The following is a 24896-nucleotide window of genomic DNA, read 5'->3' as shown; positions in this document are numbered from 1 at the left end:
GCGGGCGCGAGCCCCGACCGGCGATTAACCTCCGACTTGCTTTTCCTTGATTTCATCAAGGGTTTTGCAGTCGACACACAGTGTGGCGGTCGGACGGGCTTCCAGGCGACGGATGCCGATTTCCACACCACAGGCGTGGCAGAAACCGTAATCGTCGTTCTCGATCAGCTCAAGGGTGCTGTCGATCTTTTTGATCAGCTTGCGCTCGCGGTCCCGGGTGCGCAGCTCCAGGCTGAACTCTTCTTCTTGGCTGGCGCGATCGGCCGGGTCCGGGAAGTTGGCCGCTTCGTCTTTCAGGTGGCTCATGGTGCGGTCGACTTCTTCCATCAACTCGCGCCGCCAGGCCAGCAGCAACTGACGAAAATGTTCTTGCTGATTTTCGTTCATGTACTCCTCGCCCTTCTTCTCCTTGTAAGGGGTGAAGTTACTCATTGAATAGTTTTCCGCGGTAGATGAACTTTTCGGCATGGTTGCGCGCCTCGTATGACTTCCCATTTAACTGGCCGACAGTCATGACTGGCCGGGGTTTCACCCTTTGGGCGCCTTGGCCCTGACCGTCATTCTGCTCCTGTTCACCGGCTTTAGGGCCGTGAAATTTGAAGGGTTGGCAAGCTACCAGATATCCCGGGGCTCCGCCAGTATTTTTTTGCCTGTTTCGGCGCTTAATGACAGCCTGGTTTGAGCCCGTGGACCCTAACTGTAACAATAGCGGACTTTTCGATGAATGCGTGCTATCAGGAGGTGAAATTGAGTCAGCTTTGGCAATCCGGGACGCTGTTGCGGCGCTACAAGCGCTTTATGGCTGATGTTCGTCTCGCCGATGGCACGGAAATGACCATTCATTGCCCCAATACCGGTTCCATGCGCCACTGTGTGGTGCCGGACTCACCCTGCTGGTTTTCGGATTCCGGCAACCCCAAGCGCAAATATCGCCATACCTGGGAAGTGGCCACGGTGCCTGGTGGGCACCTGGCCGGGGTCAATACCGGTCGGGCCAATCACCTGGTGGAGGCCGCGCTGACGGCGGGTCGGATTAAGGCGCTTGCCGGCTACTCGACGGTCCGCCGCGAGGTGCCCTACGGACAGGAGCGCTCGCGCATCGACTTTCTGCTCACGGAGGATGGCAGGGCTCCGTGCTATGTGGAGGTCAAAAGTGTGACGCTGATGGAGCAGCCGGGGCAGGGGCTGTTTCCCGACGCGGTCAGCGAGCGCGGGCGCAAGCACCTGCGGGAGCTGGCAAGCATTGCCCAGCAGGGCGACCGGGCGGTGCTGCTGTTCTGCGTCCAGCACACGGGCGTGGAGTGGGTGGAGCCGGCGGATGCCATCGATCCGGCGTACGGTAAGGCGCTGCGGGAGGCGGCCGCCGCTGGGGTCGAGATGCTGGCCTACCGGGCGGACATCCGACCGGATGACGCCCACATTGAGCTGGTCCACCCGGTGCCGGTTCGCTATTAGTGGTGGGAATACATTAGAGCCCGTCCGGAGCGGCGAGGGTCAGTGAGCGCCGTTCGGTTTTCCCGTCGCGCGCAAACACCAACTCCACCCGGTCGCCAGGCGCGTATTTTTCCAGTGCGGTCATCAGCTCGTCGTAGTTGCGGGTGGGGTGTTGGTCAATGGCGGTGATTATGTCGCCCAGGATAATGGTGCCCCAGCGGCTGCGCTGTGCTCCGCGCAAGCCCGCCCGGTCGGCCGGAGAGCCCGGTGCGACCCGCAGCACCGCCACCCCTTTGACGCCGGATTGCCGAGCCCACTGGTCGGGCGCGATATCGATGCCAATCACCGGTCGCACAATCCGCCCGTGTTCAATCAGTTGCGGCACTATGTCTTTCAGGGTGTTCACCGGGATGGCGAACCCGATGCCGGCGCTGGCGCCGCTCGGGCTGTAAATCATGGTGTTGACGCCGATCAGTTCGGCCTGAGAGTTCAGCAGCGGGCCGCCGGAGTTGCCGGGGTTGATGGCGGCATCGGTCTGGATCACGTTGCGGATTTTGCGCTGGTTGGGGGCTTCGATTTCCCGCCCCAGAGCGCTGACCACGCCGGTGGTCAGCGTGGCGTCCAGGCCAAAAGGGTTGCCGATGGCGAGCACCTTGCGCCCCACCATGAGCTCGCTGGAGTCGCCCCGACGCAGGGGCTGGAGCTTTTTGTCCGGGGCGTTGATTTTCAGGACGGCGAGGTCTTTTTCGGGTGCCAGGCCCACGACCTCGGCGGGCCAGATGCTCTGGTCCTGCAGGGTAATGACAACTTTGCGGGCGTTCTCGATGACGTGGAAGTTGGTCACGATATAGCCGCGTTCATCCCAGACAAAGCCGGTGCCGGCGCCACGGGGTACGGTCAGCAGGTCGAAGGAGCGCGGGTCCCGCACGACCTGCTGGTTGGTCACATAAACGACACTGGGGCTGGCGTACTCGAACACTTCGATTGTGTTGCGCTCGTCGTCGGTAGCGAACTCCTGGGCCTGCAGTGGGTTCCAGGGCAGCAACAACAGGGCGACGACGAGCAGGGTCCGAGTTCCCATGGTGAAACTCCTTTCTCTAATTAGCGGGCGTTCTGCAGCGCCGCAATGCGTTCTTCCAGTGGCGGGTGGCTGGCGAACAGTTTACCCAGATTCTGTTTGAAGCCACCGCTGATGCCAAAGGCTTTCATACTGTCGGGCATGGGGTTCTCCACACCGGCCTGCACTTCGGCCTGCAGCCGCTGGAGCGCCCGGATCATGGCGCCGCGGCCGGCCAGCTTGGCGCCGGCGGCATCCGCCCGGTACTCCCGGTAGCGGGAGAAGGCCATCACGATCATCGAGGCGAGCACGGCGAGAATAATTTCGGTAATGAAGGTCACCACATAGAAGCCGATGCCGTGGCCGCGCTCGTTCTTGAAAATCACCCGGTCGACAGTGTGGCCAATAATCCGGGCGAAGAACATCACAAAGGTGTTCACCACGCCCTGAATCAGGGCCAAAGTGATCATGTCGCCGTTGGCGACGTGACCGATTTCGTGGGCCAGCACGGCGCGCACCTCGTCGCGATCAAAGCGCTGCATCAGGCCCTGACTGACGGCGACCAGCGACGCGTTGCGATTCCAGCCGGTGGCGAACGCATTGGCCTGGGGCGCGGGGAAAATACCGATTTCCGGCGTCTTGATGCCCGCTTCCCGCGCCAGTTGTTGCACGGTACTGACCAGCCACTGTTCATCGGCCGTGCGCGGCGTTTCAATGATCTGGGTGCCGGTGGTTTTCTTGGCAATAAACTTGGACAGAAACAGGGAAATGAACGAGCCGGCAAAGCCGAAAATCGCGCAAAAAATCAACAGGCTCTGCAGATCGAGGTTGCCGTTTTGTTGCAGGTAGTGGTCCACGCCCAAAAGAGACAGGGTGACGCTGGCCACCATCAGAACGGCCAGGTTGGTTAATAAAAACAAGCCAATGCGCATCAAAGCGGTGATCTCCTACAGTCGGTCGCACACAGTGCGGAGCGCTGCCGGCCCGTCCGGCAGTGCTCCGCTATTCTCCCGGTTATATAGGTGCCGGCGCAAGAAATTCAATATCGCGGATGTGTAAAGATGCGATGTGTGAGAAAACGGGTAGGGCGGAAGAAAATGGCCACCCAGAGGGTGGCCCAAGCAACCGTGATTAGCCAAAGGTCTTCAAGCCCGGAGAGGGACTTGCCTGACCTCAAAGGAGAAGATCCGGCGTGCGCGACAGAGGCTACGCTGGGCAGCGTCTCGTACCGCCTTCACCTCGTTGAGTGGGGAGATGCAATCACTCAACAACTCAAATGATAATTATTACCATTATCGTTGTCAAGCGTTGTCTCGGCTTTTTGATGGTTGCCCGATCAGCCTTTCGCTTGCGAGGCCAGCAGTTGACCGTTGAGCTGATTGATCTTGGCCGCCAGCTCTTCCACCAGGCCCAGGCAGATCTGGGGTTGCAGCTCAACCAGGTCGGCGAACTCCTCCTTGCGCACGGCCAGTACCGTGCAGTCACTCACGGCCACCACAGACGCCATGCGCTTCTGACGGGTGAACACCGCCAGCGCACCGAAAATCTCGTCCGCCTGAATCTCTCCGACCTTCACGCCATCGCGCAACGCGTGGGCTTCCCCTTCGAGCAGGGTATAGACCCGGTCGGCCTCCGCGCCCTGCTGAATGATGGTCTCTCCGGCGTGGAAGTGCATAAAGCCGGCCGAGGGCTGGAATTCCGCCCGGATTTCCTGGGCCAGGGCTGCCCGGTGAAAGGCGTTGGCACAGATCAGGTAGCGGATAAAGCGGGTGGGGTGGCGTCCAGTGATATCCACGAGGCGGTAGGGCTCCATGGTCAGGGGGCCCGTGGTCCCGTAGACGCCCTGTTCGCAATCCAGCGTCGGCAGACCGATGAGATCACCGGCGCTCAAGCGCACTACCTGTTTGCCACCAACCCGGTAATAGGCCTCGCCGTCAGTGATCAGCCACACGGTCTGATTGTCGCTCTCGGCCAACAGGTCATGGTTGGTGTTGTGGTTGACCGGAGCACCGCACGGGCTCAGCGAGGCCATCAGTTCCGCGCCGGCTTCATCGAGCTGGGCGGCGCAGTCAGTGATGGTATCCGACTGCTTATGGGGCAAATACATAGAACCTCCAGAATTGACTGCGCGCCTCGCCGGCAATGCCGGAACTCAGGCTTCGCTTAGCGTATCCTGTTCGGCCTCGATCACCAACTGTTGTTTCAGGTCCGGCGACAGGTCGTTCCAGTGAACATCCATCAGTGCACCCTGAAGCGCATAGAGCATCACTTTGGAAACATTGATGTCGCGGGCTTTGATACGACGATAGGCTTCAACGGCGCCGATTTCGCGTAGCTCGGCATAGCTGTTGATGCCAATGGCGTGCAGAATGTTTACCGTCGCCATCCCCAGGTTTTTGAGCTGGAGTAATTCACTATGACTGGCGGTCATACGGGTTACGCTCCATTCTTCATTATGATTATGGTTGTGATATTGTCCCAATGCAGTGCGTGCCATCCGGTACACAAAAGCCACTGCATGAGTCCAATAGTACCGGTTTAAACCGCGAGCGCAAAACATTTCCGCGCATTGGCGCATTTTACAGTCGTGGGGGCCAAACATTGACACAATCGGCGGATAATATCCCCGGAAAACGCCCGGCAGACGACTCGCCTGCCTTGGAAACTCTGACGCCAGAGCAGCTCTGTGGGCGCGATGAATCAGCGCTGGTAAGCTGCCCTTGGGGAAGCGGTTTGATTCATCGGGACCTCTACCACCCTCTCATGAGGTTGGCCGAGGCGGCCGAGGGAGCCGGGTTCACGCTGAAGTTGGCCAGCGGCTATCGTGGCTTTGATCGCCAGTGTGCCATCTGGAATGCCAAGGCCGGGGGCGCACGACCGGTGCTGGATGAGCAGGGAGCGCCGCTCGACACCGCTGCGCTGGATGAGTTGGCACTGGTCCATGCGATATTGCGCTGGTCGGCCTTGCCGGGGAGTTCGCGCCATCACTGGGGAACCGATATTGATGTGTATGATGCCGGTGGCCTGGCGGAGGGTGAAACCGTGCAACTGACCCGTCGGGAAAGCGAACCCGGAGGGCCATTCGAGGCCTTTCACGACTGGCTGGATGGGTACCTGACGGGCCCGGATAACCCCGGTTTTTACCGGCCCTACGATCGGGACCGCGGTGGCGTGTCGCCGGAGCCCTGGCACCTGAGTTATGCGCCCTTGGCGAACCGTTACGCCAGGGCGATGACGCCCGAGGTGTTGGCGAATTACTTGCAGACCGAATCGTTTGCGTTAAAGGAGACCGTGATGGCGCACCTGCCCGAACTGTTCCAGCGTTACGTGACCGTGCCCCCGGGGCCGGAGCCCTCCCTGTGAGCTCGCCTGAAGCGTCCCCCCAGTTTTCGTTGCTCTCGCAACGGCGTTTCCTGCCGCTGTTTCTGACCCAGCTTGGCGGAGCCTTCAACGATAACTTTTACAAAAGCGCGCTGCTGATGCTGTTTACTTACGGCGGCATTGAGCGCTGGGGGCTGAGTATCGACGTCATCAATAATCTGGTGGCGGCGACCCTGATCATACCTTTCCTTTTGTTCGCCCCCATTGCCGGCCAGTACGCCGACAAATTCGAAAAGTCCCGTTTTATTCGCGGAATCAAAGTCGCCGAAATCGCGATCATGTCGCTGGGGGCGGTCGCGCTCTGGCTGAACAGTGCCGCGCTGTTATTGCTGGTCCTCTTTCTGACCGGGACCCAATCGGCTTGCTTCAGCCCGCTCAAATACGCGATCCTGCCTCAGCACCTGTCGGCGGAGGCGCTGACCGGAGGTAACGGCCTGATGCATACCGGCACGTCCCTCGCGATTTTTCTGGGCATGATTGCTGGCACCCTGGCCCTGAGTGTGGCCGGGGGCTACTGGTGGGTGGCGGCGGGCGCACTGTTGGTTGCCTGGTTGGGCTGGCGTGCCAGTCTGCGGATTCCGCCGGCGCCCTCGGCGGACCCGGAGTTACGCCTGGAGGCCAACCCTTACAAGCAGACGCTGCGAACGCTGGCCTGTGCGCGGGAGAACCCGATGGTGTTCTGGTGCATCATTGGCAATTCCTGGTACTGGTTTCTGGGCTCGGTGTATCTGACCCAACTGCCCAACTTTACCCGCAGTGTGCTCTCTGGCGCCTCGCTGGTGGTCAGCCTGCTGTTGGTGCTGTTTCTGGTGGGTATCTGTATTGGGGCCCTGCTGTGTGCCCGCTTGAGCCGCGGGCACATCGAACCGGCACTGGTGCCCTTGGGGGCGCTTCTGGTGTTGGTGTTCGGGGTGGATCTGGCCCTGGCCGGGCAGTCGTTCGCGGCGGCACATCCGGCGGTCGAGGGGGCCTTGCACCCCTTGGCATCCATGGCCCAGTGGTCCCGTACCTGGCGGGTGGCGGTGGATGTGTTGATGCTGGGGGTGGCCGGCGGTCTCTATGTGGTGCCGCTGACGGCCCTGATCCAGGAGCGCAGCCGACCGACGCACCGGGCGCAGGTGATTGCGGCCGGTAATGTGATCAACGCCCTGTTCATGGTGGCGGCGGCGCTGGTGGGGCTGGGCGCGCTGGGCGGCCTGGGGCTTTCCATTCCCCAGTTGTTTCTCACCGTGGCGGTGCTGCATGTCCTGCTGTGTATCGGGGTGTTTCTGAAGCAGCCTGAATTCCTGGTGCGGTTTCGCGCACGCTTTGTGCCTGTGCGACAATAGGGCGTCGTGACAACAGACCGCATACGGCGAACTCAGGAGAACACACTTTGCCCTTGACCCCGCTTACCGATGAACTCTGGCACTCGATTCGGCGAGAAGCCCAGGCGGCTTCCGAGGAGGAGCCGGCGCTGGCGAGTTTTTATCACGCCACCCTGCTCAATCACGACAGTTTTGCCAGTGCCATGAGCTTCCATCTGGCCAATAAACTCGATAGCCAGGCGGTCCCGGCGATGATGATCCGGGAAGTGTTTGAAGCGGCGATGGCCGAATCGCCGGAGATCGAATCGGCCATGCGAGCTGATATTTACGCGCACTGTGAACGGGATCCGGCCTGCGAGAAATACTCCACGCCCTTTCTGTTCTTCAAAGGGTTTCATGCGCTGCAGTCCTACCGGTTTGCTCACCACCTCTGGCTGAAGGGACGGCGGGGCCTGGCGCTGTATCTACAGAATCAGATCTCTGAGGCGTTTGGCGTGGACATCCATCCGGGGGCCCGCATCGGCAGTGGCATCATGATTGATCACGCTACTGGGGTAGTGATTGGAGAGACGGCCGTCATTGGCAATGATGTCTCCATGTTGCACTCGGTCACCTTGGGCGGTGCCGGGCGGCTCAGTGGCGATCGGCACCCCAAAGTGGGGCGGGGTGTGCTTATCAGTACCGGTGCCAAAATTCTGGGAAATATCGATATCGGCGATTGTGCGAAGATCGGTGCCGGAAGTGTGGTACTTCATCCCGTGCCACCCCATACCACGGTCGCTGGCGTGCCGGCACGAGTAGTGGGTCACCCAAAAGGAGACGTGCCCGCCAGGGATATGGATCAGGGTTTGAATGGGACCGATTCAGACTGACTAGAGGGCGCGGGCGCGTGGTGCCTGGTGCCGGAGCTCCCCATCCTGCAACCATTTGAGAACGGATTGGCGGCTCGCTAGCATGGTCCGGTAGGTCTCAATCACCGGCCGGTTGGGGCGCGATTGAGCTTCCAGGGCGGCAATGCGGTCGCAAAGGAAGGCGATATCCTGCTCCACTTTCCGCCGAACCTCATCGGCCTGCTTCAACTGGCCTTGGGACACCAGCTGTGGACGTGAATAGGCATTCATAAGCTACCCTCCAAGGTTGTCCGAATCAAAATCCGGACCTTCAGTATTGGCCGAATATTGATCAGCCGCCAGCATTATCAGAGACTGTTTTGTCACTAAAAGAGCGGGTTTATATTGCGAGTGAGCATAGGGCTGATTAAGATCAGGGTATGGTATTACTCTATAACACCGCGGTTTTCACCTGACGGAGCCTGGCATGGCAGATGAGCGGTACGATCTGATTTTTCGGGGGGACATCGTCCTCGGGCAGCCTCTGGCAAAGGTCAAGGAGCGTCTGCAGCAGCTGTTCAAGGCCGATGCGGCGACCATTGAGCGGCTGTTCACCGGCCGGCCGGTGGCGGTCAAGCGGCGGCTGGATCGGGCCACGGCGCAGAAGTACCAACAGGTCCTGCAAAAGGCCGGTGCACTGGTTGAACTCATGCCGGCCCGTGCCGAGGCGGATAGGGGCGCCGGGCCCAGCCGTCCCCAGCGCCCGGCTGCACCAGGTCTGAGCCTCGCGCCGGTAGGGCCATTGCTGAAGCCCTCTGAGCGACCGCGCCTGACTCCCGTGTCGGTGGATATCAGCGGGCTGAGCCTCCGCCCGGCACAGGGGCTTCTGTTGGATGCCAGCGAAAGGGCCTCGGGCGAGGTGAAGGACGTGCCGATACCAACGTTTGAACTGGCCGAGCCCGGAGAGGATTTGCTCCCGGAGCATGAGCGGGCCGATCTGCCCCTGATGGCGGTGGAGCCGGACGATTGGGGTCTGGCGGACGTTGGCGCCGAACTGCTCCGGGCCGAGGAGCGTGCGCCCGAACCGCCACCGGTGGCGGCTCCCCACTTTGAGGTGGCGCCGGTGGGTGCCGATATGGGGGAGCTGAAACGAGATCGGGCGCCTGTGGCGCCCGATATCAGCGGTCTGCGACTGGAAGGAGAGGGTTAGCCCTCTTTCTTGTACAGTTCCACGGAGTCCAGAATTTCCTGGCGAGCCGCTTCGGCGTTGGCCCAGCCATCAATCTTGACCCACTTGCCTTTTTCCAGATCCTTGTAATGCTCAAAGAAGTGGCTGATCTGATTCAGGGTCAGCTCGGGCAGATCCTGAGCTTCTTTCACCTGGCTGTAGATCGGCGTGACCTTGTCGATCGGCACGGCCAGGACCTTCGCGTCTTCCCCGGATTCGTCGGTCATTTTGAGCACGCCAATCGGGCGGCAGCGAATGACCGAGCCGGCGGGCAGGGCGTGGGGGAATACCACCAGCACATCCACCGGATCGCCATCGCCGCACAGGGTGTGGGGCACGTAGCCGTAGTTACAGGGGTAGTGCATGGAGGTGCCCAGCAGGCGGTCCACGAAAATCGCGCCGCTGTCCTTATCCACTTCGTACTTGATGGGCTCGCCGTTCATCGGAATTTCGATGATGACGTTGATGTCGTCGGGCAGGTTTTTGCCGGAAGCTACCTTGTCAAAGCTCATGGGTTGATGATCCTACTGGTTCAATGAATGAAAAAGCGGCGGGATTTTACCACAGTTCCCCGGAGGACCCACTCACACCCAGTAGAAACCGCCAATCAGGAGCATGGCCGCCGCCAGAACCACCAGCCAGAGCCACAGCTCCTGGCGGCGCTCCTGATAGGTGGGCTCCTGCCGGTTCCCCGGCGAGGTGGGGCGGGTTTTCCAGCGGCGGGGCTTGTCGTCCAGGGGCTTTTTCGGGCGTGGCTCCGGGGGACGGTTGACCGTGCTGGTGGCCCGCAGGCGGGTGCGCTCCCGGTCACCGGACGGGCTGACCACTTTGAAGGTGTACACATCGAGGCGCAGTTGATCGCCGCCGTGGGCCAGCGCGTCGGTGACGGGGCGGTCGTTGAGGTAGGTGCCGTTCACCGATCCCAGGTCCTTGACCCTTAGGCTGCCGCCCTGAACCCTGAGCTCGACGTGGCGTCGGGACAGGTGGGTGCCCGGGATGACGATATCACACTGGTTGGAGCGTCCGAGCACCACCGTACCCTCAGGAGGGATCTCATAACTCTGTCCGGCCAACCAACTGCCGCTGGCGACCAGACGCCAGGGGTCGGCGGGGTTGTTTCCGGGGTCTGGCGCGTCGTTGGGGGGCAGAACATCGAATGCGACCGGTCCCAGACGGATCTCGTCGCCGGGCAGAATCTCTTTCTGGGTGATGCGCTGGCCGTTGACGAAGCAGCCGCTGGGGCTGTTATTGTCCTTGAGGAAGATTTTGTCCGCGGTGGTGATGAGCCGGGCCTGAAGGGGGGCAATGCCATCATCCGGCAGGACCAGGTGGTTGTTGCTGTCGCTTCCAATACTGTACAGCTTTTCCGCCACCCAGAAGGCGGGTTGTCGCTGATCCTTGAACTGGAGCTTGAGCATAACCTCTTCCATCTCGAGCGAATGCGGTCAATGCCCGATTATATCGGGTGTTTTCCTGACTTTACCATAACCCGGTTGGCAAATCTGGTGGGAGAAGGTAAAGGAATGTTGGGCCGGGCACCGCCTGCATCCGCGGTTTCGGGTACACTGTGGGCCCCTGACCCTCTATGGATTTTAAGGTTCACCTATGCTGAAAATGCTTGATGCCCTGTATCGGGCAACGGTTCTGCGCCACCCCGGCATTGCACTGGCGGTCGTGGTTCTGCTTGCCGCGGTGGCGGCGGCCGGGCTGCCCAACCTTAAGCTGGATGCATCGGCAGATTCATTGACCCTCGAAAATGATCGGTCAATCGACTACTTCCGTGAGATCAACCAGCGGTACCAGAGTGGCGACTTCCTGGTGGTGACCTACAGCCCCGAAGCCGAGATGTTTTCCGACGAGTCCATCGATACGCTCAAGGCCCTGCGGGATGACCTGGCCGAGGTGGGCGGCGTGGCCAGTATCAACTCGATTCTGGATGTGCCCCTGCTCTACAGCCCGATGCGCCCGCTGTCCGAGCAGCAGGAGTCGACACGGACGCTGTTGACCGACGGTGTAGACCGGGAAGCGGCCAAAGAAGAGTTTCTGACCAGCCCCATCTACCGCGACACGCTGCTCAGTGACGACCTGGAAACCACGGCTATCCAGTTGAACCTCGAGGTAAACAATCGCTACCTCAACCTGGCTCGAAAACGCGATGCCCTGCGGGCGAAGGCTTCTAAGGGTGAACTCGATGAAGGGGAAGCTCAAGAGCTGGAGGCGGTGAGCGAGGAGTTTCGGGCCTATCGCACCGAGCTGACCGAGCGGGATCACGCCCGGGTGGAAGAGGTTCGGGATATTCTCAGTCGCTACGAAGACCGGGCCGAGTTGTTTCTGGGTGGCGTGAGCATGATCACGGCGGACATGATCGCCTTCATCAAGAGCGATCTGGTGGTGTTTGGCAGTGCCATTCTGGTGTTCATCATTGCCATGCTGGCCATCATCTTCCGGCAGTGGCGTTTTGTGATTCTGCCTCTGTCGACCTGTGTGCTCTCCGTGGTCTTGATGCTGGGTTGGCTCAGTTGGATCGATTGGCGCATGACCGTCATCTCTTCCAACTTTGTCGCCCTGCTGCTGATCATGACCCTGGCACTGACCATTCACCTGATTGTGCGTTTTCGCGAGCTCCACCGGCAGTCGCCCGAGACATCCAAAGACGAGCTGGTGCTCACCACCGTGCGCTTTATGGCACGGCCCTGTCTGTATACGGCCCTGACCACCATTGTGGCCTTCGTCTCTCTGGTGGTCAGCGATATTCGGCCGGTGATCGATTTCGGCTGGATGATGACCATCGGTCTGAGTGTGGCATTCGTGCTGGCGTTCGTGGTAATTCCGGCCGGACTGATGCTATGGCGTAAAGGGGAGCCCAAAGACAAGGGCGATCAGTCCGGGGCCTTCACTCTGATCTTCTCCCGGTTTGCCGAGCGCCACGGGGCGCTGGTGATTTTTATTGCCCTGACCGCCGCACTGGTCAGCGCCTATGGCAGCACACGCCTGGAGGTGGAAAACCGGTTTATCGATTACTTCCATGAAGATACCGAGATCTACCAGGGCATGTCGGTTATCGACAAGCAGCTGGGCGGTACCATCAATCTGGACATTATTCTTACCAAGAGTCCGGAGGAAGAAGCCGCTGGAGAGGACGATCCGTTCGCCGAACCGGAGCAGGAGGCCGACCCTTTTGCGACGCCGCAGAGCGACGACCCGTTTGCCACCGAAGGCGACCAGGGAGAGGCCAGCAACGACAGCGTCTGGTTTACCCGCGCCGGACTGGAGCAGGTTCAGTCGCTGCACCAGTACCTGGAATCGCTCCCGGAAATCGGCAAGGTGAATTCCCTGGCCATCGCCTATGAAGTGGCTTCCGATATCAACGGCGGGCGGCTCAATAATTTTGAGTTGGGGGTGATGCGCAATGCCCTGCCGGACAACATCAAACAGGTGCTGATTGAGCCTTACCTGTCGGATGAGCACAACGAGGCCCGTATTTCTCTGCGGGTCCAGGAAACCAGCCCGGAACTCAAACGCACCGAACTGGTGGAGAAAATTCGCACGCATGCGGTGCAGGAGCTGGGCTTTGAGGAAGACAATATCCGCTTTACCGGCATGCTGGTGTTGTATAACAACATGTTGCAGAGCCTGTTCAGCTCCCAGATTGTGACCCTGGGGGCGGTCTTCATAGGCATCATGGTGATGTTCCTGGTGCTGTTCCACTCGCTGACCATTGCCATCATCGCCATCCTGCCCAATATGTTGGCGGCGGGGGTGGTGCTTGGCGGCATGGGGCTGGCGGGTATACCGCTGGACATGATGACCATCACCATCGCTGCCATTACGGTGGGCGTCGGTGTCGACCATGCCATTCATTACCTGTACCGCTTCCGCAATGAGTTTTCGCAGCGGAAGAATTACGTGGACTCCATGCACGCTTCCCACGGATCCATCGGCCGCGCCATGTACTACACGGCGGTGATCATCATCGTCGGGTTTTCGATACTGGCGCTGTCGGAGTTTATTCCTTCCATCTATTTCGGGTTGCTGACCGCGCTGGCCATGTTTGCGGCCATTCTGGGATCGCTGACGCTGCTGCCCAAGTTGATCTTGATGACTCGCCCATTTGGTAAGGAAGAAGAGTAAGCCGTAGCGGTATGAAAACGAAAAAACCCGGCACTAGGCCGGGTTTTTTTGTGGTTCAGGAATTGATCTACTCAGCGAGGTCGACTTCCACTTGTTTGACCAGAACGTTTTCCCCAGAAGGGGTGGTGCCGCCAATAAGCTGAATGCCAAACCGCTGTGCGTCCGCCAAGCTCGCTGGCACAGTATAGCTGAGCTCGTTGTCACCCGCCGTCAGGCTGCTGATGTAGCCTCCGAACTCCTGTGAGTAGCTGCCTGAGTTTTGCTGAGCGTAGGGTTGCAGTTGCAGGCCGGCGTCGATATGAGCCTGGGTCAGTGTCACGACGAAGCGAACGGTCGCACCGGTAATGACATTGGTTGTAACCCCCATGGCTTTCGGGCGGTTGCCGCCTTCATCGGCATTGGCCCAGTCCGGCTCAATGACCAGTGCTTCGGCCGTGGCGTCGTGGCTGACCGATGAACCGCTGGAACCGTCAACGCCCCAGCCCTCAACGCCAGAGGCAAAGGTGAAGCTTTCATCGCCAGTGGTCAGAGGGTCCAGAGACGGTTCTTCGTCACCACCGGTGCCAGGAAGATCGACTTCCACCTGCTTGATGAGCGCTACGTCCCCCAAGCCTTCGGTGATGGGACCGACCAATTGCACACCAATACGCATGGCGTCTGCCAGTTCGCCGGCTTCGTAGGTGACCAGATTGTCACCGGCGACCAGACCGTCGGTAATGATAGGGCCAAAGGCTTGCGTGTAGGAGCCTGAGTTTTGCTGGATATAGGGCTGCACACCCATGCCACCTTCGACCTGGGCTTCGGTCAGGGTGACAATCATACGGACGGTCGCGTTGCTGATTACGTTGGTGGTTACGCCCATGGCTTTGGGACGGTTGCCGCCTTCATCGGCGTTGTCCCAATCAGGGGTGATCACCAGCGCACCGGCATCCGCGTCGTGGCTTACCGCAGAACCGGCGCTGCCGTCATTGCTCCAGCCCTGAACATCGCTGTCAAAGGTAAAGCTTTCATCACCGGTGGCCAGAGGCTCAAGTGTCACTGGCATGACCGGTTTTTCCTCGACGGTAATCGCCTCGGAGGAAATGATGGCATCATCGATATGCAGGGTGTCATTTAGATCAAGAAAACCCTCAGCGCTCTGGATCTGAACGCCCATCCGGTTGATTGCAGTCAGGTCAAAGCCCTCGTTGGCAAAGCCAAAGTCTTCAAGGGCGATGCTCTCAAGATAGAAAGTGTTCCAGCCGGCGGTAGTCGTTGTGTACCCGATGTAACCTTTACGGTCGGACGCATCCTGGAAGAATACCTGGGCGATCATGCCGGAATGACTCACGGGCACAAAGAGGTTCAGGTGGGCAAATCCGCCACTCAGGTCAGCGATTTCCGGATCAATCGGCGTGGACACTTCGATCTCGTCGCCCGCCGTAAGCCAGTCGGGCGTTACGTCCATGGCCTGAGCGTCAGCGTTATAGGCGAGAGTGGTCGTGGCGTTGCATTCGGCGCTAACACACACGGCCTCCCAGGAGTCGATGTCGGTTTCAGCATCGAAGGTCACGCTCACCCAGGGTTCTACCGGAGGCTCTTCTTCCGGCTCCTCTTCCTCTTCTGGCTCTTCATCTTCGCCAGCATTAAGGTCTTCCGGTGGGTTGAGAACGATACGGCTCTGATCGTCTTGATCGTCGCCGCCGCAAGCGGAAAGTGCAAACACTGCACACAGTGCAATCATGAATTTCTGTAACATCGTGTTGTTCCTCTATCGTTATTGTAAATGGTGAGAGGCTTGATGACTGTCGGGGCCAGGGGCCACTCACAGAGCCAGATAGCGACGTGACCCGGCGCTGAAAACGCTGGCCACTCCCAGGCTGGTTCACTAAACATAGCACACAAATGTTCTAAAAGACTATAAGTCGTCTCAATAATTTTTTGCTATTTAGACGCCACTTTTTATAAGGCTAAATTCGCTTTATACGGGAAGGTCGGTATTGCGGGCGGGAGTACTCAAAAACAAAAAAAACCCGACTCTGAGCCAGAGCCGGGTTTTTTATTTACTTCAGGTGTTGCCGGTCTTTTATTCGACCGTAATGGCACGCAGCAGAATCGGTTCTGCTTCCGCTTCCCGGGTTTCAAGTCCGGCGCCCTGCAGCTTCAGTCCCACGCGTTGCGCGGTAGGCTCAGTGGGCACTCCGGTCATGACCCGCTCGAACCGGTACCAGCCATCACCCAGATCTTCGGCCGCGGCGACGGCGATGTTGCTGCCATAGTTGCCGGTGTAGCTGCCGCTGTTCTGCTGGATGAAAATCTGCAGTGCCAGGCCCGGGTTCTCGGTGGTGTAGTAGTTGCCGAGGTAGAGCTCTACACCCACGGTCGCGCCTTCAAGATCTGGCAGCTCCCCTTCGCCCGCGACGTACATGACGGTGCGCTCGCCTTCGCTGTACTGCTCGTCTGGATCGGTCACTTGCCAGTTGGGGGCGATACTCAGTGCGCCCTGGCCTGCATCGAAGGAAAGCTCAGCTGCGCCGGCGAGGCCTTGCCAGTTGTCGACATCCCAAGTTCCGGCATCAATGGCTTCCTGAGTCGGTGTGATGGTAAACGGACCCGAGTCGCCGCTGCTGGAAACAATGTTGATCTGCATGCTGTTGATGGTGACGCGACCAGCGACTTCGTTTTTCACCTGCAGGCCGACACGGATGTTCTGGCCTTCTTCAGCGACAAACGCTTCGTTTTCGGTAGCACAGGTCACTTCATAGGGTTCGCCTGCGGTCAGTGAGCCGTTGCCCACGTAGCAGCCGAATTCGCCGGTATAGCTGCCGAAATTCTGCTGAATGATGGGCTGGACATCGGCACCAGAGTCTTTGAACGCCTGGTCGACGGTAAAGGTCATGTCGAAGCTGCGACCGACGAGGTCCACCGGACCTTCCAGCAGATAAACCAGCTTCTGATCGGCTGCGGTCGGCTCGTAGTAAACGCCGCCTTCGCCGTCACGCTGAACGGTCACTTCGCCGGGCGCGTCCATCACGGTCCATGCTTCGTCATCCGCCTCAACGATCAGCGGGCCGGTTCCGGAAGCCGGAGTGACGGTCACGTTGTCCAACCAGAGCTGGCCGACGACATCGGTGGGTTTGCCATTGGCGGCAAAGGCGACACCGAATTCGTTGACGTTGCGCAGCTCAAAGCCGTCGGAGTGGGTGAGGAAGGTGCCATAGTCTACCGACTCGTTGCCTTCATCGTCGATGACGGTTTCGCCGGTACCGGCCATCATTTCCCACATCTCGATGCGGTTCCAGCCAGCCTCGACCTCGAAGGCACGGCTGTAGGCGGTGCCGCCAGCGGCGTTGCCCAGAACCAGGTGCGCCGCCAGGTTGCCATCGCTGACATAGGCGTCGGTGACAAAGACCCAGGCGCTGATGTGTGAGCCTTCCAGGTCATTGACTTCATCAATGGGGCTGAAAACTTCCAACTGGTCTTCATCGCTGGCCCAAGCGGGCTCAATGGCGAGGACTTCCTCGGACTCATTCCAGCTCAGCTCGGCAGTGGCGTTGCAGGTTTCAACGCAACGGCTGGCCCAGCCGTCGGCCTGTGCAGCTTCGTTAAACGGAACAAATGTCAGGATCCGAGGTTCAGCAGGCTCCTCGGGTTCTTCTGGCTCTTCCGGTTCTTCGGGATTGTCGGGGTTCTGGTTAGGCAGAGTGTCCGGCCCCAGATCAAGGTCCCCGCCACAGGCGGAGAGCACAAAAATTGTGCAGAGCGCGATGAGCAGTTTTTGTAACATATCTAAACCCTCTATTATTCTAGTCTTTAGCGTAAGTTGACCGAACTCGGCTGGCTTGCCGCCATCTTTCTTGCGGTCTTCCCCCGGGGCCCGGCGGGGTATGTTGGGGCCAAAAGCCCTCGGAGAGACTGCATGAGCGATAACATAGCACACAAATGTTCTAACTGACCATAAGTCGCGTAAAATTTTATGGTCATAATGACGATATTGTTATGCCAAAACCGCTGACAACGCCATAAGAGATGTGAAAAAAGGCGGGGAGGCCCCGGCGGGCAGGGGCTGGAAGGTTATAACTTGAGCGACAGTCGCTCGTTGGCCGGCTGCAGGCTCTGCACTCCGGCGAGGTTAAGCGTCAGGTCCAGCAGCTCGGCCCAGGGGTCGGCCTGACGCATCCCCTTGATGGCCCGGTCGATGCCGTTGGCTTTGCGCAGGAGTTGTTGTAGCTGGCCCGGGGAGAGGCGGCGCAGGGCGGACTGTACCAGCGGTTGGCGTTTATTCCAGATGCCGGCGGCCTGGGCCGCCCGTTCAAACGGAATGCCCTGAGAGGCGGCCTGGGAAATCTGGACCAGCGCGCGTAGGTCCCGGGCCAGGGCCCAGAGTAGGGCAATGGGCTCGGTACCTTCCACTTTCAGCCCCTGGAGCGATTTTACGGCCCCGCGGGCGTCTCCATGAAGGGCCTTGTCCACCAGGCCGAAGACGTCGTAGCGGGCGCTGTCGGCGACCACCGAGGCCATGAGTTCGGTACTGATTTCCGGGCTGTCGGTCAGGAGTTTGAGTTTTTCGACCTCCTGGGCGGCCGCCAGCAGGTTCCCTTCGACGCGGGAGGCCAACAGGTCGATGGCTGCCGAGTCGGCGGTGAGGCCCGCAGCTTTCATCCGCTGGGCGATCCAGCGGGGCAGTTGGGCGGGGGTAACCGGCCAGACCTGCACGTGGCTGCCGCTGTCTTCCAGGGCCTTGAGCCACTTGGCTTTCAGCGCGTTGCGATCCAGTTTGCCGGTGACCACCAGCAGGAGATTGTCTTCCGACGGCGCCTTGGCGTACTCCTGCAGCACTTTGCCTCCCTTGTCGCCGGGTTTGCCCGTGGGCAGGCGGACTTCCAGAATCTTCCGGTCGGCGAACAGCGACAGGCTGTTGGCGGCGCTGAGCAGCTGAGTCCAGTCAAAACTGGCGTCGGCATGATAGAGCTCCCGTTCCCCGAACCCCTGGGAGCGGGCGGCGGCGCGAATCTGGTCACAGGCTTCCTGGACGAGCAGGGGCTCATCACCACTGACCAGATAAATGGGCGCTAGGCTTTTATTCAGAGCCTGACCGAGTTGTTCAGGGCGTAGTTTCGCCATTGGGGGTCTCATCCGGAGCGTCGGGTGCGTCGGAAACCAGTCCCTCGGCTTGTGCCGCATTGATCGCGGCCTGCAGTTGGCGGAGTATCTGCTGAGCCAACTCGGTGCGCATCTCCCGGGTCAGCAGCACTTCTTCCTGGGCGCTGCTGCCGGCGCTGCCGGAGCTGGCGTTGTAGGAGCGGGTCACGCTGCTGACCAAGCGGGTGGCGATGGGGATGCCGCGCTGGTCCAGCACGTCAAACTCGGCCCTCAGGGTGAGCTCGTAGGCGCTGGCCAAGGCATCGCTACCAACGGCGGCGACCCGCTTGTCCACCAGCTCCCGATTGACCCGCAAGGTATACCGGGCCTCGGTCGGTGAGTCGGTGAGCCGGATATCATCCGCCGACAACCGGTTGCGCAACTCGACCATGAGCGCGCCATAATCGTCCGGGCTGGTCAGGTGCAGGGTGTCTGTCAGGCTGGAGAGGGCGACGGAGCCGCGCAATTGCCAGCCACAGGCGCCGGTCAGCAGTATCAAAACAGCAATCATCATTGAGCGGACAGACATTGAGGCCCCCTTGGCACTCGCGATCGCGCCGGGCGGGAAACTCCCGCCCGGCAGGACTCAGTTGGCGACGATATTGACCAGTTTGTTGGGTACGACAATCACCTTGCGTACCGTCACCCCGTCGAGAAAGCGCTGAACATTGGGCAGGGTTTTGGCTTGCTGCTCGATGTCGTCTTTGGGGGCGTCAACCGGCGCCTGCATCTTGTCCCGTACCTTGCCGTTGACCTGAACCACGATTTCAATGCTCGAGCGGGTCAGGGCGGACTCATCCAGCGCGGGCCAGCGGGCGTCCAGCGGAATATCCTGGTGCCCCAGTGCCGACCACAGCGCCTGGGTGATGTGGGGCACGATGGGGGCGAGCAGCAGGACCGAGGCTTCCAGTGCCTCGCGCTCCACCGCGAGCCCCTCCGGGGTTGCCCGATCGGCCCGCTTGCCCACTTCGTTCATCAGCTCCATCACCGCCGCAATGGCGGTGTTGAAGGTCTGGCGACGGCCGTAGTCATCGCTGACCTTGGCGATGGTTTCGTGGGTTTTGCGGCGCAGATCTTTCTGGCTGTCCGGCAGGGTGTCGGCATTCAGGTCGCCCGGCTCACCAGCCTGCAGGTGGGCGTGCACGGTTTTCCAGAGCCGGCGCAGGAACCGGTGGGCACCCTCCACACCGGAGTCGCTCCACTCCATGCTCTGCTCCGGCGGAGCGGCAAACATGGAGAACAGACGCACGGTGTCGGCGCCGTATTGTTCAATCAATTCGCCCGGGTCCACGGTGTTGCCTTTGGACTTGCTCATTTTGGCGCCGTCTTTGAGCACCATGCCCTGGCAGAGCAGGCGGTCGAACGGCTCGTCGCAACTGACCAGGCCCTCATCGCGCATCAGCTTGTGGAAGAAGCGGGCGTACAGCAGGTGCAGGATGGCGTGCTCGATGCCGCCCACATACTGGTCCACGGGCAACCAGTAGGCGGTGGCTTCCGGGTCCAGCATCCCTTTGTCGTACTGCGGGCAGGTATAGCGGGCGTAGTACCAAGACGATTCCATAAAGGTGTCAAAGGTGTCGGTCTCCTTTTCCACTGCCTGGCCGTCGAGTTCCGCCTTACGCCATTCGGGGTCGGCCTTGATCGGCGACTGGACGCCGTCCATGACCACCTCTTCGGGCAGCAATACCGGCAGTTTGTCCGCTGGCACCGGGATTTCGCCGCCGTCGGGCAGGTTGTACATCGGGATGGGTGCACCCCAGTAGCGCTGACGGGAGACCCCCCAGTCGCGCAAGCGGTAATTCTCGGTGACTTTGCCTTGACCGGCGGCTTTCAGGGCCTGGGCGATCACCTCAAAGGCCGCATCAAAATCCAGACCATCGTATTCGCCGGAGTTGACCAGCACGCCTTTTTCGGTAAAGGCCTCCTGGCTGATATCACAGGGCTCATCGCCTTTCGGTGCGATCACCTGTTTGATCGGCAGATCGTACTTATGGGCAAACTCGAAATCCCGCTGGTCGTGGGCGGGCACCGCCATGACAGCGCCGGAACCGTAGTCCATCAGCACATAGTTGGCGATCCAGACCGGAACCGGCTCGCCGGTAATCGGGTGCTTGGCCTTGATGCCGGTATCCATGCCTTTCTTTTCCATGTTGGCCATATCGGCCTCGGACACGGACTGCTTTTTACAGGCCTCGATAAAGGTCGCCAGTTCCGGGTTGTTTTCCGCCAACGCCAGGCTGATCGGGTGTTCAGCGGCAAGGCTGACGTAGGTGACGCCCATCAGGGTATCGGGACGCGTGGTGTAAACATCAAAGCTCTGGTGCTTCGCCACCGGTTCGACCAGCTCAAAGCGCATTTCCACGCCCCGGCTCTTGCCGATCCAGTTGCGCTGCATGGTTTTGACCTGATCCGGCCAGTGGGGCAGCTTGTCCAGGTCGGCCAGCAGCTGATCGGCGTAGTCGGTGATCTTGATGAACCACTGGGCCAGCTCCCGGCGTTCCACCTGGGTGCCGCAGCGCCAGCAGCAGCCTTCCTCTACCTGTTCATTGGCCAGTACGGTCTGGTCTTCCGGGCACCAGTTCACCGCCGAGTTCTTTTTGTACACCAGCCCTTTTTCGTACAGGCGGGTAAAGAACCACTGCTCCCAGCGGTAGTAGTCGGGTTTGCAAGTGGTTACTTCGCGGGACCAGTCAAAGCCGAACCCCAGTTCCTTGAGCTGCTGACGCATGGCGTCGGTGTTGGCGTAGGTCCATTTTGCGGGCGCGGTGTGGTGCTTGATGGCGGCGTTTTCCGCCGGCAGACCGAATGCGTCCCAACCCATCGGGTGGAGCACGTTCTTACCCTGCATCCGCTGATAGCGAGCGATCACATCGGAGATGGTGTAGTTGCGCACATGGCCCATGTGCAGCTTGCCGCTGGGGTAGGGGAACATGGACAGGCAGTAGAACTTTTCGCGGCTGCGATCTTCCACGACCTTGAAGGTCTGATGCTCGTCCCAGTAACTCTGGGCCTGGGTTTCGACATGCGCGGGATGATATTGCTCTTCCATCGGGGTGTTGGGCCTGTTTCGGTCTGCGAAATGGTAAAAGGCGCAATTATAGAGCCTTGGAGGCGATAAAGCGAAGGGCCGCGGACGCCGTTTGATTATGGTAAGCTCTGGTCGCCTATAAACAGAACAATTGCCCCACAACAGAGGGAGTTTCCATGAGAGAGAGTCTTAGGTTTTATACTGTCCTGAGCGTGCTGCTGTGCCTGCCCCTTGTGGCTCAGGCCCAGAGTGAGCGCCCACAATCTCCGTTCCGGATCTGGTCCGAGCAGGCGCCCGTCGAGCCGGACCGTGAGCATATTCGCAATGACCGTGTCGTGGCGGTCGATAACCCCAGTATCACGCCTTTCTGGCCGGAAAAGCCGAACGGCGCGGCCGTCGTGATTTTTCCGGGCGGTGGCTATAAGTGGCTGGCGTTTGAAAAAGAGGGCGTCAAGGCGGCGCGCTGGCTGAATGAGCTAGGGGTGGCTGCCTTTGTGGTCAAGTACCGCCTGGAAGACTACGGCCACCCGGCACCGCTGCTGGACGGCCTGAGGGCGGTTCGGTATGTGCGGGTGCATGCCGCCACCTGGGGGTTGGACCCGGAGCGCATTGGCGTACTGGGCTTTTCGGCCGGAGGGCATCTCGCGGGCAGCGTGGCGCTGCGCTCAGGGTTTACCCACGAGAGTCTGAAGGACGACCCCTGGGGGCGTGTCAGAGCGCGGCCGGATTTCGCTATGCTGCTTTACCCAGTGGCGACCATGGAGGACCCCTATACGCATAAGGGATCCCGCCAGGCGCTGCTGGGGGAAGAGCCGAGTGCGCAGGATCGCGCTGAACACTCTCTGGAAAATCAAGTCAAACCGGGAGCGCCGCCCCTGTTTCTGGTGCACGGCAACGGCGATCAGAGTGTACCGGTGGCCAACAGCCTGCAGCTCTATCAAGCGGCGCTGCCCCACAGCCCGGCCTCGGAACTGCACATTTACCAGACCGATCGCCACGGTTTTGGCCTGGAGCCCAATGAGGGCACTGCTTCTAATTGGCCCCGCGCCGCCGAGGATTGGCTGCGGCTGAACGAAGTGTTGGGCGAGTAGGTAGACTGTAACGGCGGATGCGCTTCGCTCCGATACGTCGGACCGATCCGCCCTGCACAACGTATGGGTGTTACATTGACGTCGGTTACGGCGGATGCGCTTCGCTTATCCGCCCTACGCAACCTCCGAGCCACCCGTAGGGCGGATAAGGGCGCAGCCCGCATCCGCCGCAACCCAATTTTAAAAGCACCATAAATACAGAGAGAACCAGAGCAATGACATCAACCTCCTTTTTACACAGCCTCACCCCCTTACTGGCCGCCGCTGCCCTCCTGGTTGGCTGCGCCACCCAGGCCCCCGTCGAGGAGGCGACCAAGCCCACCCTGTTCCTGGTCGGCGACTCCACCATGGCGGACCAGCCGAAAGAAAAATACCCGGAAACCGGCTGGGGCCAAGCGCTGCCGGAATATCTGACCGACGACATCGAAGTGGAAAACCACGCCAAAAACGGACGCAGCACCAAGAGTTTTATCGACGAGGGGCGCTGGGAGGCCGTCATGGAGCGGCTTCAGGCTGGGGATTTCGTGGTGATGGGCTTCGGCCATAACGACCAGAAAGACTACGATGAAACCCGCTACGCCGCCCCCTGGACGGACTATCGGGCCAATCTGGAGCGGATGGTCGATGACGTATTGGCCCGGGGCGCTAAGCCCATCCTGGTAACCTCCATTTACCGCCGGGCATTCACCGATGACGGGCAGCCCGAAGCTACCCTGGGTGACTACCCGGAGGTGACCCGCGCCGTCGCCAGCGAGCGGGGCGTGCCTCTGGTGGATCTGAATGTCATGACCCGCCAGCTGCTGTTGGATGCCGGCGTAGCGGGCTCAGCCAACATTTATATGCAGATTCCGGCAGGCGAGTACGCCAACCTGCCCGATGGCAAAGACGACAATACCCACCTGCAGCGCCGGGGCGCCCGACAGGTCGCGGAGCTTTTCGTCCAGGGCGTCCGCCGTCAATCCCTGCCTCTAGCCGACTATTTCCGCTAGCGCCCGCCCGACGTTATTTGTGGCAATGAGATCTGAGGCGGAGCAGTCCTTTCAAGACCGTAAGCGGAGGGACTCCGCGCGTCGAGCCCCCAGGGGCCGCTCTCTGGCATCCATGCCATCGCGGCATTCGTGCTTCCATGCACATCAAGGGTTTACGGCGTGTCTTGAAAGGGCTTCTCCGCCTCAGGCCGGGCGAGCTGACGTCAGTTCGATTCCAAGGAAAGGTGCTGTAGAACAAGCCTATTGCTATCGGGCGCCACTTCGCATACAATCGCCGCCCTTGAAAAACCGAACCAACGACGCAAGCCCCGGAAAGCGCCCTGAACGCTGCTTCGTGTCGTCCAAACTGAGTATTTGGAGCAACTATGTACGCAATTTTTGAAAGTGGTGGCAAACAGCACCGCGTCGTGGAAGGGGAAACCCTCAAGCTGGAAAAAATCGAAGTCGCCACCGGTGAAACCGTGGAATTCGACAAGGTTTATCTGGTTGCCAATGGCGACGACGTAAAAGTGGGCGCTCCCGTCGTAGACGGCGCCAAAGTGACCGCCGAAGTGGTCAGCCACGGTCGTGGCGAAAAGGTGCGGATCATCAAGTTCCGTCGCCGTAAGCACTCCATGAAGCGTCAGGGTCACCGTCAGTGGTTCACTGAAGTGAAAATCACTGGAATCAAAGGTTAAGAGGAGTTTAGACAATGGCTCACAAAAAAGCAGGCGGTAGTACGCGCAACGGGCGCGATTCCGAAAGTAAACGCCTTGGCGTTAAAGTATACGGTGGCCAGGCCATCCCCGCCGGCGGCATCATCGTTCGCCAGCGCGGCACTCAATTTCACCCCGGTGTGAATGTGGGTATTGGTAAGGACCACACCCTGTTCGCCAAGGCCGAAGGCCGGGTGAAGTTTGAAACCAAAGGTGAGAAAAACCGTAAGTTCGTCAGCGTCGAAGTCGCTTAAGACGTCCTTAAATACGGTTGTCGCCCTCGGGCGAACACACCTCGGAAAGCCCTGTCGAACTATCGATGGGGCTTTTTTGTTGGTTTAGACTGGTTTCTTTGGGGAAGTTGGGAGCGGGGGCTCGGCGGGGTATACCCTTGCAAGACACGCCGTACATACGTCCCTGTAGGCTCGGATCGCGGGTCCCCCGCTCTACGGTCTTGCAAGGGTATACCCCGCCGAGCCCTTCACGTTGGGCAGCTCCCCACACAAACGCAAGGTTATTGAGAGTGGGTAGAAAGCGAACTCAACTCAAATGATGGCACTTAGGCCAGGAAGGCGGTGTACTGATCCCGGACCGTAGAGCGGGG

23 protein-coding genes are annotated in these 24896 nt (G+C 60.0%); 10 read left to right on the top strand and 13 right to left on the bottom strand.

All coding sequences use genetic code 11. The features are described from left to right. Positions 1–24 precede the first annotated feature (24 nt). Positions 25–468, bottom strand: coding sequence for an RNA polymerase-binding protein DksA (dksA, locus tag EDC38_RS07635; RefSeq protein ID WP_024460912.1), 444 nt, complete (start codon positions 466–468; stop codon positions 25–27). A 252-nt stretch (positions 469–720) separates the two neighbouring features. Here dksA and sfsA point away from each other — a divergent pair, with 252 nt between their 5' ends. Next, on the top strand, positions 721–1455 hold the full coding sequence (gene sfsA / locus EDC38_RS07630; protein ID WP_051174352.1) for a DNA/RNA nuclease SfsA: 735 nt from the start codon (positions 721–723) through the stop codon (positions 1453–1455). Positions 1456–1468: 13 nt separating this feature from the next. On the opposite strand, the gene EDC38_RS07625 is transcribed toward sfsA, so the two are convergent. The 4 genes from EDC38_RS07625 to EDC38_RS07610 all read right to left on the bottom strand — a co-directional run bounded on the left by EDC38_RS07625 (position 1469) and on the right by EDC38_RS07610 (position 4922). Further along, positions 1469–2515, bottom strand: a complete 1047-nt coding sequence (locus EDC38_RS07625) for a S1C family serine protease (protein WP_123637990.1) — start codon at positions 2513–2515, stop codon at positions 1469–1471. Between the two features lie 20 nt (positions 2516–2535). Further along, complete coding sequence (gene htpX / locus EDC38_RS07620) at positions 2536–3426, bottom strand: protease HtpX (protein WP_211331051.1); 891 nt, start codon at positions 3424–3426, stop codon at positions 2536–2538. A gap of 401 nt (positions 3427–3827) precedes the next feature. After that, positions 3828–4598: a cyclic nucleotide-binding domain-containing protein gene (locus EDC38_RS07615; RefSeq protein WP_123637988.1), complete on the bottom strand. Its 771-nt coding sequence runs from the start codon at positions 4596–4598 to the stop codon at positions 3828–3830. A gap of 45 nt (positions 4599–4643) precedes the next feature. After that, the gene (locus EDC38_RS07610) at positions 4644–4922 is read right to left on the bottom strand and encodes a TfoX/Sxy family protein (RefSeq protein ID WP_024460906.1); all 279 of its coding nucleotides are present in this window, start codon (positions 4920–4922) and stop codon (positions 4644–4646) included. A 302-nt stretch (positions 4923–5224) separates the two neighbouring features. Here EDC38_RS07610 and EDC38_RS07605 point away from each other — a divergent pair, with 302 nt between their 5' ends. The 3 genes from EDC38_RS07605 to cysE are packed head-to-tail and all read left to right on the top strand — an operon-like array spanning position 5225 to position 8051. Next, positions 5225–5854, top strand: a complete 630-nt coding sequence (locus EDC38_RS07605) for a M15 family metallopeptidase (protein ID WP_170162873.1) — start codon at positions 5225–5227, stop codon at positions 5852–5854. Next, complete coding sequence (locus EDC38_RS07600; protein WP_123637986.1) at positions 5851–7200, top strand: MFS transporter; 1350 nt, start codon at positions 5851–5853, stop codon at positions 7198–7200. The genes EDC38_RS07605 and EDC38_RS07600 overlap by 4 nt, the downstream gene beginning before the upstream one ends. Before the next feature lie 53 nt (positions 7201–7253). Continuing rightward, entirely contained in the window at positions 7254–8051 is a 798-nt protein-coding gene (gene cysE / locus EDC38_RS07595; RefSeq protein WP_211331107.1) for a serine O-acetyltransferase, read from the top strand. Here the strand turns inward: cysE and EDC38_RS07590 are convergent, their stop codons facing one another. Then, the gene (locus EDC38_RS07590) at positions 8052–8300 is read right to left on the bottom strand and encodes a hypothetical protein (RefSeq protein ID WP_123637984.1); all 249 of its coding nucleotides are present in this window, start codon (positions 8298–8300) and stop codon (positions 8052–8054) included. It lies immediately after the preceding gene. A 196-nt stretch (positions 8301–8496) separates the two neighbouring features. Here EDC38_RS07590 and EDC38_RS07585 point away from each other — a divergent pair, with 196 nt between their 5' ends. Beyond that, entirely contained in the window at positions 8497–9219 is a 723-nt protein-coding gene (locus tag EDC38_RS07585) for a hypothetical protein (protein ID WP_123637983.1), read from the top strand. Here the strand turns inward: EDC38_RS07585 and ppa are convergent. Both ppa and EDC38_RS07575 read right to left on the bottom strand, forming a co-directional pair. After that, the gene (gene ppa / locus EDC38_RS07580) at positions 9216–9749 is read right to left on the bottom strand and encodes an inorganic diphosphatase (RefSeq protein WP_024460900.1); all 534 of its coding nucleotides are present in this window, start codon (positions 9747–9749) and stop codon (positions 9216–9218) included. The two genes, EDC38_RS07585 and ppa, sit on opposite strands and share 4 nt — an antisense overlap. A gap of 72 nt (positions 9750–9821) precedes the next feature. Beyond that, positions 9822–10655, bottom strand: coding sequence for an FHA domain-containing protein (locus EDC38_RS07575; RefSeq protein WP_123637982.1), 834 nt, complete (start codon positions 10653–10655; stop codon positions 9822–9824). 187 nt (positions 10656–10842) lie between these two features. Here EDC38_RS07575 and EDC38_RS07570 point away from each other — a divergent pair, with 187 nt between their 5' ends. After that, positions 10843–13368: an efflux RND transporter permease subunit gene (locus tag EDC38_RS07570; RefSeq protein ID WP_123637981.1), complete on the top strand. Its 2526-nt coding sequence runs from the start codon at positions 10843–10845 to the stop codon at positions 13366–13368. Between the two features lie 67 nt (positions 13369–13435). On the opposite strand, the gene EDC38_RS07565 is transcribed toward EDC38_RS07570, so the two are convergent. The 5 genes from EDC38_RS07565 to leuS form a co-directional block, all read right to left on the bottom strand. Beyond that, positions 13436–15106 carry a hypothetical protein gene (locus EDC38_RS07565; protein ID WP_123637980.1) on the bottom strand — a complete coding sequence of 557 codons (1671 nt, stop codon included), beginning with the start codon at positions 15104–15106 and terminating at the stop codon, positions 13436–13438. Between the two features lie 327 nt (positions 15107–15433). Further along, on the bottom strand, positions 15434–17134 hold the full coding sequence (locus EDC38_RS07560) for a family 15 carbohydrate-binding domain-containing protein (RefSeq protein WP_170162872.1): 1701 nt from the start codon (positions 17132–17134) through the stop codon (positions 15434–15436). Between the two features lie 287 nt (positions 17135–17421). Beyond that, on the bottom strand, positions 17422–18471 hold the full coding sequence (gene holA / locus EDC38_RS07550) for a DNA polymerase III subunit delta (RefSeq protein WP_123637977.1): 1050 nt from the start codon (positions 18469–18471) through the stop codon (positions 17422–17424). Further along, complete coding sequence (locus EDC38_RS07545) at positions 18452–19018, bottom strand: LPS-assembly lipoprotein LptE (protein ID WP_123637976.1); 567 nt, start codon at positions 19016–19018, stop codon at positions 18452–18454. Before EDC38_RS07545 ends, holA begins: the two co-directional genes overlap by 20 nt. Positions 19019–19075: 57 nt before the next feature. Beyond that, positions 19076–21538, bottom strand: a complete 2463-nt coding sequence (gene leuS / locus EDC38_RS07540) for a leucine--tRNA ligase (protein WP_123637975.1) — start codon at positions 21536–21538, stop codon at positions 19076–19078. A gap of 155 nt (positions 21539–21693) precedes the next feature. On the opposite strand from leuS, the gene EDC38_RS07535 reads away from it, so the two are divergent. From EDC38_RS07535 to rpmA, 4 genes are all read left to right on the top strand, one after another. Next, positions 21694–22608, top strand: a complete 915-nt coding sequence (locus EDC38_RS07535; protein WP_123637974.1) for an alpha/beta hydrolase — start codon at positions 21694–21696, stop codon at positions 22606–22608. 215 nt (positions 22609–22823) lie between these two features. Further along, the gene (locus EDC38_RS07530) at positions 22824–23597 is read left to right on the top strand and encodes a rhamnogalacturonan acetylesterase (RefSeq protein WP_123637973.1); all 774 of its coding nucleotides are present in this window, start codon (positions 22824–22826) and stop codon (positions 23595–23597) included. 365 nt (positions 23598–23962) lie between these two features. Then, on the top strand, positions 23963–24274 hold the full coding sequence (rplU, locus tag EDC38_RS07525; RefSeq protein WP_024460890.1) for a 50S ribosomal protein L21: 312 nt from the start codon (positions 23963–23965) through the stop codon (positions 24272–24274). Positions 24275–24288: 14 nt separating this feature from the next. Next, complete coding sequence (rpmA, locus tag EDC38_RS07520; RefSeq protein WP_024460889.1) at positions 24289–24546, top strand: 50S ribosomal protein L27; 258 nt, start codon at positions 24289–24291, stop codon at positions 24544–24546. Positions 24547–24896: the final 350 nt, after the last annotated feature.

Origin of the sequence: Marinimicrobium koreense, assembly GCF_003762925.1 — a bacterium.
Classification (GTDB): domain Bacteria; phylum Pseudomonadota; class Gammaproteobacteria; order Pseudomonadales; family Cellvibrionaceae; genus Marinimicrobium; species Marinimicrobium koreense.
Note: the sequence above shows the minus strand (reverse complement) of the source record. Positions and strands in the feature narration are given on the sequence as shown.

Excerpts from the sequence above, each read along its gene's own strand:
- EDC38_RS07545 (WP_123637976.1), bottom strand. The coding sequence starts at position 19,018 with ATGTCTGTCCGCTCAATGATGATTGCTGTTTTGATACTGCTGACCGGC.
- EDC38_RS07585 (WP_123637983.1), top strand. The coding sequence starts at position 8,497 with ATGGCAGATGAGCGGTACGATCTGATTTTTCGGGGGGACATCGTCCTC.
- holA (WP_123637977.1), bottom strand. The coding sequence starts at position 18,471 with ATGGCGAAACTACGCCCTGAACAACTCGGTCAGGCTCTGAATAAAAGC.
- EDC38_RS07575 (WP_123637982.1), bottom strand. The coding sequence starts at position 10,655 with ATGCTCAAGCTCCAGTTCAAGGATCAGCGACAACCCGCCTTCTGGGTG.
- ppa (WP_024460900.1), bottom strand. The coding sequence starts at position 9,749 with ATGAGCTTTGACAAGGTAGCTTCCGGCAAAAACCTGCCCGACGACATC.
- EDC38_RS07610 (WP_024460906.1), bottom strand. The coding sequence starts at position 4,922 with ATGACCGCCAGTCATAGTGAATTACTCCAGCTCAAAAACCTGGGGATG.
- EDC38_RS07535 (WP_123637974.1), top strand. The coding sequence starts at position 21,694 with ATGAGAGAGAGTCTTAGGTTTTATACTGTCCTGAGCGTGCTGCTGTGC.
- rpmA (WP_024460889.1), top strand. The coding sequence starts at position 24,289 with ATGGCTCACAAAAAAGCAGGCGGTAGTACGCGCAACGGGCGCGATTCC.
- EDC38_RS07615 (WP_123637988.1), bottom strand. The coding sequence starts at position 4,598 with ATGTATTTGCCCCATAAGCAGTCGGATACCATCACTGACTGCGCCGCC.
- dksA (WP_024460912.1), bottom strand. The coding sequence starts at position 468 with ATGCCGAAAAGTTCATCTACCGCGGAAAACTATTCAATGAGTAACTTC.
- EDC38_RS07560 (WP_170162872.1), bottom strand. The coding sequence starts at position 17,134 with ATGTTACAAAAACTGCTCATCGCGCTCTGCACAATTTTTGTGCTCTCC.
- leuS (WP_123637975.1), bottom strand. The coding sequence starts at position 21,538 with ATGGAAGAGCAATATCATCCCGCGCATGTCGAAACCCAGGCCCAGAGT.
- rplU (WP_024460890.1), top strand. The coding sequence starts at position 23,963 with ATGTACGCAATTTTTGAAAGTGGTGGCAAACAGCACCGCGTCGTGGAA.
- EDC38_RS07530 (WP_123637973.1), top strand. The coding sequence starts at position 22,824 with ATGACATCAACCTCCTTTTTACACAGCCTCACCCCCTTACTGGCCGCC.
- EDC38_RS07625 (WP_123637990.1), bottom strand. The coding sequence starts at position 2,515 with ATGGGAACTCGGACCCTGCTCGTCGTCGCCCTGTTGTTGCTGCCCTGG.
- EDC38_RS07590 (WP_123637984.1), bottom strand. The coding sequence starts at position 8,300 with ATGAATGCCTATTCACGTCCACAGCTGGTGTCCCAAGGCCAGTTGAAG.
- EDC38_RS07565 (WP_123637980.1), bottom strand. The coding sequence starts at position 15,106 with ATGTTACAGAAATTCATGATTGCACTGTGTGCAGTGTTTGCACTTTCC.
- EDC38_RS07570 (WP_123637981.1), top strand. The coding sequence starts at position 10,843 with ATGCTGAAAATGCTTGATGCCCTGTATCGGGCAACGGTTCTGCGCCAC.
- sfsA (WP_051174352.1), top strand. The coding sequence starts at position 721 with ATGAATGCGTGCTATCAGGAGGTGAAATTGAGTCAGCTTTGGCAATCC.